At 67.1% G+C, this 14,294-nt stretch carries 16 protein-coding genes; 10 read left to right on the top strand and 6 right to left on the bottom strand.

The annotated features are described in order from the left end of the window. The first annotated feature begins 161 nt into the window (after positions 1–161). From AC1DFR_RS05175 to AC1DFR_RS05185, 3 genes are all read left to right on the top strand, one after another. Entirely contained in the window at positions 162–1,277 is a 1,116-nt protein-coding gene (locus AC1DFR_RS05175) for a 3-deoxy-7-phosphoheptulonate synthase (RefSeq protein WP_476872889.1), read from the top strand. A gap of 199 nt (positions 1,278–1,476) precedes the next feature. Further along, positions 1,477–1,698 (top strand): helix-turn-helix domain-containing protein, encoded by a 222-nt coding sequence (locus AC1DFR_RS05180; protein WP_018775046.1) that lies wholly within the window; start codon positions 1,477–1,479, stop codon positions 1,696–1,698. Positions 1,699–1,903: 205 nt separating this feature from the next. Continuing rightward, positions 1,904–2,002 (top strand): 30S ribosomal protein bS22, encoded by a 99-nt coding sequence (locus AC1DFR_RS05185; protein WP_003792170.1) that lies wholly within the window; start codon positions 1,904–1,906, stop codon positions 2,000–2,002. A 226-nt stretch (positions 2,003–2,228) separates the two neighbouring features. On the opposite strand, the gene AC1DFR_RS05190 is transcribed toward AC1DFR_RS05185, so the two are convergent. After that, positions 2,229–3,047, bottom strand: coding sequence for an HAD family hydrolase (locus tag AC1DFR_RS05190; protein WP_476872890.1), 819 nt, complete (start codon positions 3,045–3,047; stop codon positions 2,229–2,231). Positions 3,048–3,178: 131 nt separating this feature from the next. On the opposite strand from AC1DFR_RS05190, the gene AC1DFR_RS05195 reads away from it, so the two are divergent. Together AC1DFR_RS05195 and AC1DFR_RS05200 are read left to right on the top strand one after the other, a co-directional pair. After that, complete coding sequence (locus AC1DFR_RS05195) at positions 3,179–3,451, top strand: glutaredoxin family protein (protein ID WP_476872891.1); 273 nt, start codon at positions 3,179–3,181, stop codon at positions 3,449–3,451. 74 nt (positions 3,452–3,525) lie between these two features. Next, positions 3,526–4,221 (top strand): redox-sensing transcriptional repressor Rex, encoded by a 696-nt coding sequence (locus AC1DFR_RS05200; protein WP_079555510.1) that lies wholly within the window; start codon positions 3,526–3,528, stop codon positions 4,219–4,221. A 65-nt stretch (positions 4,222–4,286) separates the two neighbouring features. On the opposite strand, the gene AC1DFR_RS05205 is transcribed toward AC1DFR_RS05200, so the two are convergent. From AC1DFR_RS05205 to AC1DFR_RS05215, 3 genes are all read right to left on the bottom strand, one after another. Continuing rightward, on the bottom strand, positions 4,287–5,195 hold the full coding sequence (locus AC1DFR_RS05205) for a Yip1 family protein (protein WP_476872892.1): 909 nt from the start codon (positions 5,193–5,195) through the stop codon (positions 4,287–4,289). 212 nt (positions 5,196–5,407) lie between these two features. Then, complete coding sequence (locus AC1DFR_RS05210) at positions 5,408–6,145, bottom strand: hypothetical protein (protein ID WP_476872893.1); 738 nt, start codon at positions 6,143–6,145, stop codon at positions 5,408–5,410. A gap of 218 nt (positions 6,146–6,363) precedes the next feature. After that, complete coding sequence (locus tag AC1DFR_RS05215; RefSeq protein WP_028278101.1) at positions 6,364–6,912, bottom strand: YceI family protein; 549 nt, start codon at positions 6,910–6,912, stop codon at positions 6,364–6,366. 213 nt (positions 6,913–7,125) lie between these two features. On the opposite strand from AC1DFR_RS05215, the gene AC1DFR_RS05220 reads away from it, so the two are divergent. From AC1DFR_RS05220 to ccsB, 5 genes are read left to right on the top strand one after another with little or no spacing between them, the layout of a single operon-like run. Then, positions 7,126–7,791: a histidine phosphatase family protein gene (locus AC1DFR_RS05220; RefSeq protein ID WP_476872894.1), complete on the top strand. Its 666-nt coding sequence runs from the start codon at positions 7,126–7,128 to the stop codon at positions 7,789–7,791. Between the two features lie 2 nt (positions 7,792–7,793). Further along, on the top strand, positions 7,794–8,414 hold the full coding sequence (locus tag AC1DFR_RS05225; RefSeq protein ID WP_476850216.1) for a TlpA family protein disulfide reductase: 621 nt from the start codon (positions 7,794–7,796) through the stop codon (positions 8,412–8,414). 12 nt (positions 8,415–8,426) lie between these two features. Then, the gene (locus tag AC1DFR_RS05230) at positions 8,427–9,182 is read left to right on the top strand and encodes a cytochrome c biogenesis CcdA family protein (RefSeq protein WP_028278104.1); all 756 of its coding nucleotides are present in this window, start codon (positions 8,427–8,429) and stop codon (positions 9,180–9,182) included. Further along, complete coding sequence (gene resB, locus AC1DFR_RS05235) at positions 9,182–10,954, top strand: cytochrome c biogenesis protein ResB (RefSeq protein ID WP_476870350.1); 1,773 nt, start codon at positions 9,182–9,184, stop codon at positions 10,952–10,954. Before AC1DFR_RS05230 ends, resB begins: the two co-directional genes overlap by 1 nt. Further along, complete coding sequence (gene ccsB, locus AC1DFR_RS05240) at positions 10,954–12,072, top strand: c-type cytochrome biogenesis protein CcsB (protein ID WP_476855544.1); 1,119 nt, start codon at positions 10,954–10,956, stop codon at positions 12,070–12,072. The genes resB and ccsB overlap by 1 nt, the downstream gene beginning before the upstream one ends. 329 nt (positions 12,073–12,401) lie before the next feature. Here the strand turns inward: ccsB and AC1DFR_RS05245 are convergent, their stop codons facing one another. Continuing rightward, entirely contained in the window at positions 12,402–13,391 is a 990-nt protein-coding gene (locus AC1DFR_RS05245; protein WP_476872895.1) for a hypothetical protein, read from the bottom strand. Positions 13,392–13,800: 409 nt separating this feature from the next. Continuing rightward, a complete protein-coding gene (locus AC1DFR_RS05250) occupies positions 13,801–14,229 on the bottom strand; it encodes a PLD nuclease N-terminal domain-containing protein (RefSeq protein ID WP_223913634.1) in 429 nt (142 codons plus the stop codon). Positions 14,230–14,294 lie beyond the last annotated feature (65 nt).

Genomic DNA, 14,294 nt, shown 5'->3' on the forward strand with positions numbered 1-14,294 from the left:
GGTATGCGTATTTTTCGTTGGCTCTGGAGGGGCCCGCGTCTAACTGACACGCATCCAACTTTCCTTCAGAGCCAACAGGGCAGAGATTATTCTCTGCCCTTCGCCATATCTTCGGCGGGTTCTGACCAGGGCCCGCTCCGCACCCGGAACAGGACCCGAATATGAGCATCGAAGCAGCCACCGGCCCCCAACACTCCACCTCGAACCTGCGCGTCAGCGAGTTCACCCCGCTGCCCACCCCGCAGGACCTCATGGCGGAACTGCCCCTGGAGGCCCGCCTGGCCGAGGTGGTCGGGCGGGGCCGGGACGAGGTCCGGGCCATCATGGACGGTGTGGACGACAGGCTGCTCGTCATCGTGGGCCCCTGCTCCATCCACGACCCCAAGGCGGGCCTGGAATACGCCCGCCGGCTGGTCAGCCAGGCAGGGAAGCACCGCGAAGACCTGCTGATCGTCATGCGCACCTACTTCGAGAAGCCGCGCACCACGGTGGGCTGGAAGGGCCTGATCAACGACCCCCGGCTGGACGGCAGCCACGACATCGCCGCGGGCCTGCGCGCGGCCCGGTCCTTCCTGCGCCAGGTCACCGCCCTCGGCCTGCCCACCGCCACCGAGTTCCTTGAGCCAATCAGCCCCCAGTACGTCGCGGACCTGGTCGCCTGGGGCGCGATCGGCGCCCGCACCACGGAGAGCCAGATCCACCGCCAGTTGGCCTCCGGGCTGTCGATGCCGATCGGCTTCAAGAACGGGACCGACGGCGATCTCCAGGTGGCGCTGGACGCGTGCAGCGCCGCCGCTGCCGCCCAGGCGTTCCTCGGGATCGACGACGACGGCCGGGCGGCGCTTGTGGCTACCGCCGGCAACCCGGACACCCACGTCATCCTCCGCGGCGGACGCAAGGGCCCCAACTACTCAGCCGCCGATGTTGAAGCGGCCTCAGCGAAACTCGCCGCGAAGCAGCTCAACCCCCGTCTGATCGTCGACGCCAGCCACGCCAACAGCGGCAAAAACCACCACCGCCAGGCCGAGGTCGCCCTCGAAATCGGTGCGCAGCTGGAAAATGCCGGAGCCGCCGCCGGGGCCATCGCCGGCGTCATGCTCGAGAGCTTCCTGGTGGGCGGGGCCCAGAACCTTGATGTCAACGCCGTTACCGGCTCCGGACGGGACGGGCTGGTCTACGGCCAGAGCGTCACTGATGCCTGCATGGACTGGGACGTGACGGCGTCGGTACTGGGCCAGCTGGCCGCCTCGGCCCGCACGCGGCGGACCCGTGCCTGAGGGAGGAGCAGGAGAAGGAGCGTGCCGCGGGATTTTCGAGATTCCTGCGGAAATCGTGCGGGGATTCCTGAGGAAGTCTTTCACTTTGGCACCATGAGCAACTAGTGTTGCTAACACATGGTTGTTTGATGGCTCAGCATCGGCACACCGCCATGTCAACAGGTGGGGCTGCCGTTCGCTTGAGCAAAGGAATAGGGAAATGTCTACGGAGGCCAACTTCTCCAAGGCCCGTTTTTTGACCGTGGCCGAAGTCGCGGAACTTATGCGGGTATCGAAAATGACTGTGTACCGTCTTGTGCATTCGGGGGAGATGCCGGCCGTGCGGTTCGGCCGCTCCTACCGCGTGCCGGAAAACGCCGTCGAGCAGTACCTCAAGGGTGCCGTCGTCGACCGGAATGACGGCCACGCCGGAACTGGCTGATCAGTCAGCGGCAACAATCACAGCGTGAATCGACTGCTTTGGGTCCCGCACGGGGCCCGCGGTCGTGGGGTGCCTCGCAGAGGCGGTACCCTGTTAAGGAACGTTTTACGTCATTGTAAGAACCTGTCAGTTGTTTCAGTCTGCTGCTTAGCCCGCGGACCCTTCCCAACAGGCAGGTACTGCATCTAGCCGGTAAGGAACTTTCGTGGGTTCAGTTATTAAGAAGCGTCGCAAGCGTATGGCCAAGAAGAAGCACCGCAAGCTGCTTCGCAAGACGCGCCACCAGCGTCGCAATAAGAAGTAGCAATACTTCGAAATGCATGAAATGCCCGTTGCCTTCCAGGCGACGGGCATTTTTCTTGCCTTCGGCGGTTGATTTGCGTTGGGGCGGGCCGGGGAGACGCCGAGGAGGTGGCGAGGAGGTGGCGCGTAAATTCGCACCGGATTCGGACGCGGGCTGCGGAACCAGAGGGCGGCGGCCCTGATCCGCGCCGCGCCTGTCCGAATCCGCAGCGGAAGCCGCGGGCGGCCTAGCGGCTGGGGCCGCGGAAGCGGGAGAACCCCCGCCACAGGCCGTAGATGGCCCCTCCGACCGTCGCGGCCTTGAAGCCCAGAGTGGCGGCGCGCCGGCCGGCACGGAAGTCGTAGACCGGCCAGTTGTGCTCGCGGGCGTAGCGGCGCAGCTTGGCGTCGGGATTGATGGCAACGGGGTGCCCCACCATGCTCAGCAACGGGATGTCGTTGTGGGAATCGCTGTACGCCCAGCAGCGGCTCAGGTCCAGGCCCTGCTCCTCGGCAATTTCCTGGACTGCGACGGCTTTGGCCGGTCCATGGAGGATCTCGCCCACAAGCCGTCCCGTGTACGAGCCGTCCATGATCTCGCCCACTGTGCCCAGCGCCCCGGTCAGGCCCAGCCGGGCGGCAATGACAGTGGCCACCTCGATCGGCGTCGCCGTGACGAGCCATACCCTGCGCCCGACCCGGAGATGCTGCTCGGCCAAGGCCTTTGCCCCCGGCCAGATCCGCGACTCAATCATCTCGTCGTAGACCTCTTCGCCCAACGCCTCGATGTCCTTGGCCGTGATGCCGGCGGCCAGCGTCAGGGCGGAATCGCGGACTGCATGGACGTCATCCATGTTTTCGCCGCGCAGCACGAACATGAACTGCTTCCAGGCGAACCCGGCAGCCTGCGGCAGGGTGAAGGCGCCACGCTGGTGAAGCTTGCGGGCGACATGGAAAAGGCTTGCGCCCTTCATGAGGGTGTTGTCGACGTCGAAAAATGCGGCCTCGCCGTGCTGCGTCGATGCAGCAGGCTCATTGGCCACAATGACGTATTTCTCCTCGGGCATGCCACGAGTCTAGTCAATGACGGGCCCCCGGCCGCCCGCGGGACGCGCGACGCGAGGGCAGGACGGCCCCGGACCCGGGCGGACTGCTCCGCGCGTCGACGCCGAAGTGGCCGCCGGGCTACGGTGGATGCATGGCCAAACCCGCACACTTACCTGATGTAGTTCTGATCACCAAGGCCGACTGTCACCTGTGCACAGAGGCGCGTGCCGCCGTCGGCCGGGTCACCGCTGCGCTCGGACTAGATTGGTCGGAAAAATCGGTGGACGACGACGCCGGTCTGCGGGAACGCTTCGCCGAGGAGATCCCGGTGGTGCTGGTCAACGGCGTCCAGCGGGATTTCTGGAAGATCGACGAGGGCCGCCTGACCCGGACCCTGCAACGGGTCCTCGACCAGCCCTCCTGACGGCGGGGTGCTTTGTTGCGTGATGCGCGGGGGCTCTAGAGTGGGAAGCACAACGCGACGCAATGGAGCAGATAGTGACTTCGCTGGATTCATCTCCCGGGCCTGTCCCCGGGGGAGCCGGGACTGCGGCCAAACAGATTCCGCCCGCGGCCGTGGCCCGGCTGACCATCTATCTGCGCGCCCTGACCACGCTGCTGGCTGACGGGGTGGACCGGGTCTCGTCCGAGTCGCTGGCCGAGGCCTCCGGAGTCAGCTCCTCGACGCTGCGCAAGGACCTCTCCTATGTCGGCTCCTACGGAACCCGGGGTGTCGGTTATGAGGTCCAGTACCTCAACCGCAACATCGCCGCTGCCCTCGGGCTGACGCACGACTGGAAAGTCGCGATCGTCGGTGCGGGCAACCTCGGCAAAGCTCTGGCCCGGTACGGCGGATTCGAGTCTCGAGGCTTTGACATTGTGGCGATTTTCGACGCCGACCAGATGGTGGTGGGCAGTGAAGTCGGGTGGCTGCGGGTCAGCGACGCCGCCGACCTTGAGCCGGTACTGCAGCGCACCGGTGCCAACATGGTGGTCCTCGCCTTGCCCGCGGCGGTGGCCCAGGACGTCTGCGACCGGGTGATAGCCGCCGGCGTGCGGAGCATCCTCAGCTTCGCGCCGGTGATGCTGCAGGTCCCCCCGGGAGTCAACCTCCGCAAGGTGGACATGGCAACGGAACTGCAGATTCTGGCCTACCACGCACAGAGGGCGCAGGACCCGGAAGACGCCGACTAAGATCGGCCAGCCCTCCGGTTCCCGCGCCCGCTGAGTGGTACCCCGCTGGGTTGTTCCTGGCGAAGCTACTTCCCGAAGGGGGCTCCGGGCTGTCCATAGGGGTTGGCAAGGGGCTGCCGCTTCTGGAAATACGGCGCTGCCGCGGGCAGGTAAAGCAGCACGATAGCCGCAATGCCCACGAGTGCCGCCAGGGTGGCGAGGCTGAGCGGGATGATGTTGAAGACCGACAACGCGGCGAACACGGTGCCCAGGATGCGGGCCCAGTTCTTGCCCTTGCGGACATTGAATGCCACGAGGGCGTACAGCCCGGCGCTGATGGCGGCAAACACCACGATCGTGCCGATCAGGACACCCTTGATGGATTCGAAATCGACGCTCGTGCCGCTCGCTGCCATCTGCTGCTCGAACATGTCCCTGACGGCAGGGGTGTCCAGGGTTCCCAGGGATACCAGCATGGAGATGACCCACAAGGCTCCGGCTGCGATGATCAGCCAGAACGACGTATTGACCAACTGGGGAACCGCGCCCTGAGCCTGCGGCTGTTCGGACGGGTACTGGGCGTAGGGGGACTGGCCGTACGGCGACTGGCCGTACTGGGACTGGCCGTACGGTGCCTGCGGGGCGTTCTGGCCGTACTGCGGCGTCTGGGGGGCGTTCTGGCCGTAGGCGGGGGGTGTCTGCTGGCCGTACTGCGGTGCCTGGGGGGCGTTCTGGCCGTAGGCGGGGGGTGTCTGCTGGCCGTACTGCGGCGTCTGGGGGGCGTTCTGGCCGTAGGCGGGGGGTGTCTGCTCGCCGTACTGCGGCGTCTGCGGGGCGTTCTGGCCGTAGGCGGGGGGTGTCTGCTGGCCGTACTGCGGTGTCTGCGGTGCCTGCGGGGCGTTCTGGCCGTACTGCGGTGCCTGCGGCGCCGGAGTGGATTCCCCGCCCGGCTCGGAGCCGTTGCGAGGCGGGGGCTGGACTGGGGGATTGCTCATGAAGCGGTCCTTTGCGTGTCGATCGAATCGGCCACCGGGATCAGAGATCCTGCCCTGCCCCCAGCATGGTTTAGCTCAACCGTACCGCGGGCCGGCCGTCGTGTGGATCATTCCGGAGAGGTATTCTCAAGCCTCATTCGATGGCCGGCGCGTGGCGGCGGGGGAGCCCTGGCGCTGCCACGATTCCGCGGGTGCCCTGTGTGGCGGCAGGCCTAGATTCGGCCCCGGTTGGCGGCAAACCAGGCCTGTGCATTCGGCAGCCACATGAGCACGGTCGCCACGAGGCTGATGAGGAAGCCCGGCAGGCCTCCGCCCGCCCGGCCGTCGGCGATGCCGGAACTGATGAGTGTCAGCACCAGGGAGATGCCGGCAAGGATGGTGAGGGCGAAGCGGGCCCATTCCCGGCCTTCCTTCATCTTCATGGCAAGGATGATCTGAGCGGTTGCCAGTGCGAGCGCCACGATCACGAGCAGCAGCACCAGGAGCCCGATCGCCGGCGCGAAGGCGACCAGGACGAAGGACCCGAACAACCCGATGACTCCACCGAGGAGGCCCAGGAGCCCGCCGATCAGCCAGATCCAGTAGGAGACCTTCAGCTCGGTGGGCATTGCAGCGACCTTGAACATGCCGGATAGCCCGCCGGCAGGCAGTGCATCGCCGAAGTTCCTGGGGCGGTCGGTGGGCATCTCGAAGCGGAATCCGCCGGCCGACGCCGGCTGGCCCTGGTACCCCGGCGGCGGTGCCTGGTACCCGGGAGGCGGTGCCTGGTACCCGGGAGGCGGTGCCTGGTACCCGGGAGGCGGTGCCTGGTACCCCGGCGGCGGTGCCTGGTACCCCGGAGGGGGCGGCGGGTTGGCGGGAAGCTGCGGTGGGCCGGCGGGCGGGACGCTGCCCGACGCCGGCGGCTGGGCGCCCGGCTGCTGCGGAGGTACATCACTCGGGTTGCTCATGGCTCTCACTGTAGACCGCCGTTTCCTTGTTATCTAGGGAGTCTGCAGCCGCGTCGCGGTGCCCGACGGCGACGCCCAAGAGGGGCAGGCAGCAGCGGCGAAAAACAACAGCGCCCCGCTTCATCGCGAAGATGAAGCGGGGCGCTGGAGCCGGCTGACCGGCGTCGGCCGTCAGGCGCGGACGGGAGTGACCGGGCCGCGACCGTGCTTGATGCTGGCTATGCTGCGGGAGCGATGAAGGCCAGTTCCAGGTTGATGGCAACCTTGTCGCTGACCAGCACGCCGCCGGCTTCGAGGACGGCGTTCCAGGTCAGCCCGAAGTCCTTGCGGCTGATCGTGGTTTCGGCGCTGAGGCCGGCGCGGGTGTTGCCGAAGGGATCGACGGCCACGCCGTTGAATTCGGTCTCGAGGGCCACGGGGCGGGTGATGCCCTTGATGGTGAGGTCGCCCTGGAGCTCGTAGGCGTCGCCCTTGGGGACGATGGTGTTGGAGACAAAGGAGATCTCCGGGAACGTCTCGACGTCGAAGAAATCTTCGCCGCGGACGTGGCCGTCGCGGTTGGCGTCACCGGAGTCGAAGCTTGCGGTCTTGATCGAGGCGTTGACCTTGGAGTCGGTGACGTTCTCGGCGAGGTCCAGGGTGGCGGCGGCGTCGGTGAACTGACCGCGGACCTTGCTGATGCCGGCGTGGCGGACGGTGAAGCCGATCTCGCTGTGCGACGGGTCGAGGGTCCAGGTGCCGGTGGTGACGTTTGCGGGAAGTGCCATGGTGGTTCTCCTTGAGTCGGGTTGGTACTGCGGTGGTTCGTCTGATCGCTAGTTGAAGCATCATTGGTTGAAATCTCAACTAACTGCTTCACCCAGTATAAACATGCATTTGCATCTTTTATTCCAACTCCGGGGAACATTTTTCCAAACTCATCAGTTCTACCTCCCGTAGAAGATTTCAGATCGACCGGCATCTTTGAGAAACTGGTAGACATGCCCCAAGCCACTGTTCATTTGCTCCGCCACGGCGAGGTCCACAATCCCGATGGTGTCCTGTACGGCAGGCTGCCGGAATTCCACCTCTCCGAACTCGGCCGGGAGATGGCCCGCACCCTGGCGGAACACTTCAGGGAGCGGTCCGCGCAAGGGGCCGGGATCGTCCACCTCGCCGCGTCCCCACTGACCCGCGCGCAGGAGACGGCGCAGCCGATCGCCGACGCCCTGGGCCTGGAGATTGCCACCGAATCCCGCATCATCGAGGCCGCCAACTACTTTGAGGGCCTTCGCGTCTCGAAGGCGGAGCTGCTGCGTCCCAAACACTGGGCCCGGCTGTACAACCCGTTGCGGCCCTCCTGGGGTGAGCCGTACAAGGAGCAGGCCGCGCGGGTCATCGCGGCCGTCCAGGACGCACGTGTCCGTGCCATCGAGCTGGGCGGCAACGGGGCCGAAGCCATCCTTGTCAGCCACCAGCTGCCCATCTGGGCCACGCGGCTCAGCGCCGAAGGCCGGCCGTTGTGGCACGACCCGCGCAAGCGCGAATGCACCCTGACGTCCCTGACGTCCCTGGTGTTCGACGACGCCGGCGGCCTCGTGCGCGTCGACTACAGCGAGCCCGCTTCCGCCCTGCTGCCCGGTGCCGCCAGCACCCCGGGAGCCTGACCATGGCCGCGAACCGCCGCGAATACATGCCTTTGTCCCGCCGCAGCGTCCTGACCGCCGGCGGGGCCGCGCTGGCCGCGGTGTTCGGGCTGTCCGGCTGCGCCCAGGACGACGCCCTCGCCAAACAGGCCAAGGCCGGGGACAACAAGAACTACGTGGCCGGCGACGGGTCCGTCACCGAGTTCGCCGTCGCGGACCGCAAGAGTCCCGTGGCGCTCAAGGGGACGCTGTTCGACGGCACGGCCGTCACGTCGGCGGACTTCCCGGGCAAGGTCACCGTGCTGAACTTCTGGTTTGCCGCCTGCGCCCCCTGCCGGGTCGAGGCGCCCTCCCTCGAGGCGCTGAACCAGGAATTCAAGACCAAGGGCGTACAGTTCTTCGGCGTCAACCTGCGCGATGAGAAGGCCACGGCCGACGCGTTCGACAAGACCTTCAACCTGACGTACCCGAGCTTCAATGACAAGGACGGCGCCGTGCTGCTGGCCGTCTCCGGCCTCGTGCCGCCCGGCGCCGTGCCCACCACCCTTGTGCTGGACAAGCAGGGCCGCGTCGCATCCCGGGTCCTGGGCGAAATCCAGCAGGGCACCCTGAAGTCCCTCATCGCCGCCGCCGTGGCCGAGTAGCGGGGCCCCACCGTGAACAGCCCCTTCGCCGAAGCCATCCTGAACGGATCGCTGCTGCTTGCCATTCCCGTCGCGCTGCTGGCCGGACTGGTCTCCTTCCTCTCGCCCTGCGTCCTCCCGCTGGTGCCCGGATACCTGGGCTACGTCACGGGACTGACCGGCGTCGACCTGCAGAAGCAAAGGCGCGGGCGCATGCTGGCCGGCATCGGGCTGTTCGTCCTGGGCTTCTCCGTGATCTTCGTGCTGCTCGGCGGCGCCTTCGGGCAGCTGGGCAGCTTCATCACGGGCTCGCAGAACATGTGGATCACCCAGCTGCTGGGCGTCCTGGTGATCGTCATGGGCGTGGTGTTCATGGGCGGCTTCGGCTGGCTCCAGCGCGATGCCAAGATCCATGCCAAACCCCCGGCCGGTCTCTGGGGCGCGCCCTTGCTGGGCATCACCTTCGGGCTGGGCTGGGCACCGTGCATCGGTCCGACGTATTCGGCCGTCCAGCTCCTTAGCCTCTCCGGCGGCTCCTCGGCGGCCAAGGGGGCGTTCCTGGCGTTTGTCTACAGCCTTGGGCTGGGAATCCCGTTCCTGCTGATCGCCCTGGCCGTGCGCCGCGGCATTGGCGTGATGTCCTTCTTCCGCAACCACCGGCTCGCCATCCAGCGCACCGGCGGCGGCATCCTGATCCTGCTTGGGATCCTGATGGCGAGCGGTGTGTGGGGCACCTGGGTCTCCGGGTTGCAGTACTGGTTCCAAACCGATGTGAATTTGCCAATCTGATGAGCGAGCGCGTGAACGAAAAGAAGAAGTCCCCGAAGCCCGAGGCCGTCCTGCCCACGCTGGGTCCGTTGGGCATGCTCCGGTGGGCGTGGACGCAGCTGACCAGCATGCGCACAGCCCTGTTCCTGCTCTTGCTGCTGGCCGTCGCCGCCGTGCCCGGCTCGCTGTTCCCGCAGCGCCCGGCCAACCCGGCGATTGTCACGCAGTACATCAAGGACCACCCGGACTACGGCTCGATCCTGGACTCGGTGCAGCTCTACGACGTCTACTCCTCTGCCTGGTTTTCCGCGATCTACATCCTGCTGTTCGTCTCGCTGATTGGCTGCGTGATCCCGCGCGCCATCGCGCACTACAAAGCGATGCGCTCCCAGCCCCCGCGCACCCCCGCCCGCCTGTCCAGGCTCCCCGAATACGGCACCCTGGTGATTCCGGCCGACGCCGGGATCCCGGCGTCGGCCGCCATCACCGACGCCGCCGAGCTGCTGAAAAAGCGCGGCTACCGCGTCGACGTGCGGGACCGCGACGGCGCCCGCCCGTCCTTGGGCGCCGAGCGCGGCTTCCTGAAGGAAGTCGGCAACCTCGTCTTTCACACCGCGCTGATCGGAGTGCTGGTTTCGGTGGCGGCCGGCGGCCTCTTCGGCTACAGCGGGCAGCGCATCCTGGTGGAGGGCGACACGTTCGTCAACACCCTCGTCGGCTACGACCAGTTCACCCCCGGCACCAATTTCCAGAGCAGCCAGCTGCAGCCCTATTCGGTCCAGCTGGACAAGTTCGACATCACCTTCGACCGTGAATCGAAGGGCAAGTTCGGTCAGCCCATCGACTTCACCGCCGCCGTGACCACGAAGGAAAACCCGGACGCACCCGCCAAGAAGGAGGTGCTCAAGGTCAACGACCCCCTCAGCCTCGGCGGCACCAGCGTGTACCTCACCGGCAACGGCTACGCTCCCGTCGTCACGATTCGCGACGGCGCGGGCAATGTTGCCATGCAGGGACCCGTGGTGGCCAAGCTCCAGGGCGAGAACTACTACTCCTCCGTGGTGATCAAGGTTCCGGACGCAAAACCCGAACAGCTCGCCTTCGCCGGGTTCTTCCTGCCGACGGCGTTTGTCACCGACAAGGGCGTGTCCTTCAGCGGTGATCCGGAGCTCATCAACCCGCAGCTGACCCTGAATTCCTACTTCGGCGACCTCGGCCTGGACGCGGGCTCCCCGCAGAACGTCTTCGAGCTCGACGTCAAGAAACTGACGCCGCTCAACGCCCGCAACCTGGACACCAAGGGCATCGTTTTGGCGCCCGGGAGCAGCTACACGCTGCCGAACGGCAAAGGTTCCATCAGCTTCGACGGCGTCAAGCGCTACATCGGCGTGGACATCCACCACAACCCCGGCCAGCTGTACGCCCTGATCTTCGCGCTCCTGGCCGTGGCCGGGCTTGTGACCTCGCTCTATGTGAACCGCCGCCGTGTTTGGGTCCGCACCGGCACCCACGAGGACGGCCGCACCATGGTGGAGTATGGTCTCCTGGCCCGCGGTGAGGACCACCGCCTGGCCGGGGAGGCCGCGGCAATCCGGAAACTCCTTTCCGACGATTGGCTGTTGGGCGATGACGCCGCGACCGGCTCCCAGCCCGCTCCCAGCGCAACAGCGGATAATGACCGGGCGGATACCGCCGCGAATGGTGCCAGCGGCACGCACGCCGCTCCTGAACAACCCGCAGAAGACTTCATCCAGTCAACAGCCGGCTCTTCCGAGTCGAAGAAGGATCAGTAATGCCGTTCTCGATCAACGAAACCATGGGCCAGTACAGCGAGCTGTTCATGCTGCTGGCCGCGGGCACGTACACGGTGGCGTTCATCGCCTTCGCCTGGGACCTGGCCAAGAGCAGCAAGACGCTGCGCGCGGTGGATCTCAAGGCCGCGGAGCTCTCCGGCGCGGCGGCCGAGGCCAATGCCGCGCGCGTTCCCGTGGGCGTCGGTGCGGGGGCCGCCGGAGCCGACGCCGCCCGCTCCGATGCGGACGTCAGCGGCCCGGCAGGCCGTGCCGAGCGTCCGACGTCGGCCACCTCCCGCCCCGGCACCGCCGCAGGCGCGGGCCAGACCGCCGACGGCAGCATGCGCTACGCCGGCGAGCGGCGTGCCCCCGCCCGCGTCGCCGTCGCGCTGACCGTCCTCGGCGCCGCGATTCATGCGGCCGGCGTGATCACCCGCGCGCTCGGTGCCGGCCGGGTGCCGTGGGGCAACATGTACGAATTCCTCACCACGGGCGCGTTCGTGGCCGTGGCCGTCTTCCTGCTGGTGCTGATCCGCCGCGACCTGCGCTTCCTGGGCACGTTCGTGATCGGCCTGGCCATCATCATGCTGGTTGCCGCCTCCATCGCCTTCTGGACCCCCGTGGGCCACCTCGTGCCGGCGCTCCAGAGCTACTGGCTGATCATCCACGTTTCCATCGCGGTAATGTCCTCGGCCCTGTTCACCCTGACCTTCGCAATGTCCGCGCTGCAGCTCGTGCAGTCGCACCGGCAGAAGACCATCGCCGCTGGCGGAGCCGACAAGCTCGGGTTCATGCGCCTGGTCCCGAACGCCCTGAGCCTGGAGAACCTGTCCTACCGCATCAACGCGATCGCGTTCGTCGGCTGGACGTTTACGCTCATGTTCGGCGCCATCTGGGCGGAGAAAGCCTGGGGCCGGTTCTGGGGCTGGGACACGAAGGAAGTCTGGACGTTCGTGATCTGGGTCGTCTACGCCGGATACCTGCACGCCCGCGCCACCCGCGGCTGGACCGGAACCCGTGCTGCCTGGCTGTCGATCGTCGGCTACCTGTGCGTGGTCTTCAACTTCACGATCGTGAACCAGTTCTTCAACGGCCTGCATTCCTACTCGGGACTGTAAGCCGCACCCCGGCCCATAACCGCACCCGGGCCCATAACCGCACCCGGGCCCATAACCGCACCCGGGCCGGGTGCTTCCGGGTCCTTCCGGGACTGTGTGGGCCCGCGCTCCCTCGATTTGCCACAGATGGCCGCTAAGCCGATGCGCTTAGCGGCCATTCGCGTCAGATCGGTACGCTGCACGGGGGTTGGGCGGTGCGGCATGGGGGGGGTGTGAGGGCACGGCTGCCGCGGCCGTGGGCTGGGGCCGGGCGACTGGGCGCGGGCCCGGAGGTGGCTGCGCGGGCCCGCCCCATCGATTCGCCGCAGATGGCCGCTCAGTCCATGCGCTTAGCGGCCATTCGCGTCAGATCGGTGCGCCTGGGGGCGGGCACGGTGACGTTGCCCGGGCTTCGGGCCAGGGCCGGGAGTCCAGCCGCGCTCCATCAGCGCCGTACGCACGCGGGTAACGGCGACAGGCTCCATCCCAGGGCCGGGCGGGGTCAAGTGCCATTGGGTCAAGACGACGACGCGCCACCCGGCGTCCCTCGCGTTCTCATCCCGGAAGATGTCGCTGCGACGCTGGGCCGGACTGGCGTGATGCCCGCCGTCGTACTGAACCGCGATCTTTTCTTCTTCGTAGGCGAGGTCCGGGTCCTGGATCCAGCCGCCGGTCTCATCGAACATGGGCACGTTGATTGCGGGTTCGGGCAGGCCATGCCGAATCAGGAGCAGCCGGAGTTCGGTCTCCTTGGGGGAGTCCGTGTCGGCGCGTATCAGGGACCGGGCCTGCATAGCCCGCCGGTAGCCCGCCCTGCCTTGCTTCCCGGCGAGGAACTCGTCCAGCTCCTGGATCGTGGTCAATGGATTTCTCCGCCGCAGCAGGAAGTCTCCGGCGATCACCAAGTCATCGAGGCCTAGTATGCCTGCGAGATCGAACCACGTCCGCAGTGGGGAGGTGCAGCTAACCCTTACCCCAGCCACGATCTCCTCCGGTTCGAGTGCCTGCTGATGGCCCACCACATTCTTATGCCGCACCGCCCGCTGGCCCGGCTGACTCGTCAGATGGATGACAGCCAGGTTCTCCAAGGCCTGCGGCAGGGGAAATCCCCACAGCACTGCCGCTGACAGGTGGCTCACGATTGCGCCCGTCACGGCCCTCAGGGCATGCACACGTTTCAGCAAACTGTCCGGGGTGGCGGCGGTCGCGCGCACCCCGTAACAGGGGCTGACGAGATCCCTGGCCCGGGTCCGTCGTCGCCCCACCCCGGCAGTGCGGGCCTCGGCCACGGTGAAGGGCTGGTTTCGAAGATGCGGGGGGAGCTCACTGGGCGGGCGCATACGGGTATTCTGCGCCCGCGCCGATGGGGCTTGGAGGTTATCCACAGCGCGGGCAGGGTGTGGGGGAGAAGTGGGCGGTGTGGGCAGCAGGGGCGGGCGCGGATGCGTGGCGGCCGTTTGCCGGAGGTGGCCGCTTGGAGCGTGGGATTCCGGCCATCTGCGGCCAACGGCCGCAGATGGCCGGGGTGACGGGGGATGGCGGGACGGGGGACCGCCGGAGATGGGAAGGGGCGTCTTGGCCCGGTGCGCGGACGCAATGGCCCGAAGCGGTGTGGGCAGCAGGGGCGGGCGCGGATGAGTGGCGGCCGTTTGCCGGAGGTGGCCGCTTGGAGCGTGGGATTCCGGCCATCTGCGGCGAACGGCCGCAGATGGATGCACGGAACGGTGCTACTGGACTGCTACGTGATTGTTACTTGACCTCGTCGGTGCCGGGCGTTCCGGCGTCGCCGGGTTCGTGGGCACCGCCGGCGCCTTCGCTGCCGCCGGCTTCCGCGTTGCCGGCGTCGTTCTTGCGGTCCTTGGCGTCGAGTTCTTCCTTGAGCTTCTTGAGCCTGTCGGCCTCGGCCTGGTTGCGGTGGCGGATCTCAAGGTTGCGCAGGAACTCGGGGTCGTCATCGGGCGCTACCGGGTGGCTGTAGGCGACCGGTGCGGTGTCCGTGGCCCGGGGGCGTCCCATGAGAAACCACAGCGTGGCGCCGACCACGGGGAGGAGGACCTGCACGAAAATCCAGGCGGTCTTGGAGATGCCCCTGGTCAGCCGCGCGTCAGTGCGGATGAGGTCCACCAGTCCATAGACAAACACGGCCAGTATGACGATCGGAACCACTACACGGAGCATACCTTCAGTCTAGCCGTCGGGCGCCTCGACGGCGCCGGTCACTATGCCCGGGTGCAGGCTGCCGG

This window comes from Arthrobacter sp. 05T410, assembly GCF_056396505.1.

Excerpts from the sequence above, each read along its gene's own strand:
- AC1DFR_RS05175 (WP_476872889.1), top strand. The coding sequence starts at position 162 with ATGAGCATCGAAGCAGCCACCGGCCCCCAACACTCCACCTCGAACCTG.
- AC1DFR_RS05180 (WP_018775046.1), top strand. The coding sequence starts at position 1,477 with ATGTCTACGGAGGCCAACTTCTCCAAGGCCCGTTTTTTGACCGTGGCC.
- AC1DFR_RS05190 (WP_476872890.1), bottom strand. The coding sequence starts at position 3,047 with ATGCCCGAGGAGAAATACGTCATTGTGGCCAATGAGCCTGCTGCATCG.
- AC1DFR_RS05195 (WP_476872891.1), top strand. The coding sequence starts at position 3,179 with ATGGCCAAACCCGCACACTTACCTGATGTAGTTCTGATCACCAAGGCC.
- AC1DFR_RS05205 (WP_476872892.1), bottom strand. The coding sequence starts at position 5,195 with ATGAGCAATCCCCCAGTCCAGCCCCCGCCTCGCAACGGCTCCGAGCCG.
- AC1DFR_RS05210 (WP_476872893.1), bottom strand. The coding sequence starts at position 6,145 with ATGAGCAACCCGAGTGATGTACCTCCGCAGCAGCCGGGCGCCCAGCCG.
- AC1DFR_RS05215 (WP_028278101.1), bottom strand. The coding sequence starts at position 6,912 with ATGGCACTTCCCGCAAACGTCACCACCGGCACCTGGACCCTCGACCCG.
- AC1DFR_RS05220 (WP_476872894.1), top strand. The coding sequence starts at position 7,126 with ATGCCCCAAGCCACTGTTCATTTGCTCCGCCACGGCGAGGTCCACAAT.
- AC1DFR_RS05225 (WP_476850216.1), top strand. The coding sequence starts at position 7,794 with ATGGCCGCGAACCGCCGCGAATACATGCCTTTGTCCCGCCGCAGCGTC.
- resB (WP_476870350.1), top strand. The coding sequence starts at position 9,182 with ATGAGCGAGCGCGTGAACGAAAAGAAGAAGTCCCCGAAGCCCGAGGCC.
- ccsB (WP_476855544.1), top strand. The coding sequence starts at position 10,954 with ATGCCGTTCTCGATCAACGAAACCATGGGCCAGTACAGCGAGCTGTTC.
- AC1DFR_RS05245 (WP_476872895.1), bottom strand. The coding sequence starts at position 13,391 with ATGCGCCCGCCCAGTGAGCTCCCCCCGCATCTTCGAAACCAGCCCTTC.
- AC1DFR_RS05250 (WP_223913634.1), bottom strand. The coding sequence starts at position 14,229 with ATGCTCCGTGTAGTGGTTCCGATCGTCATACTGGCCGTGTTTGTCTAT.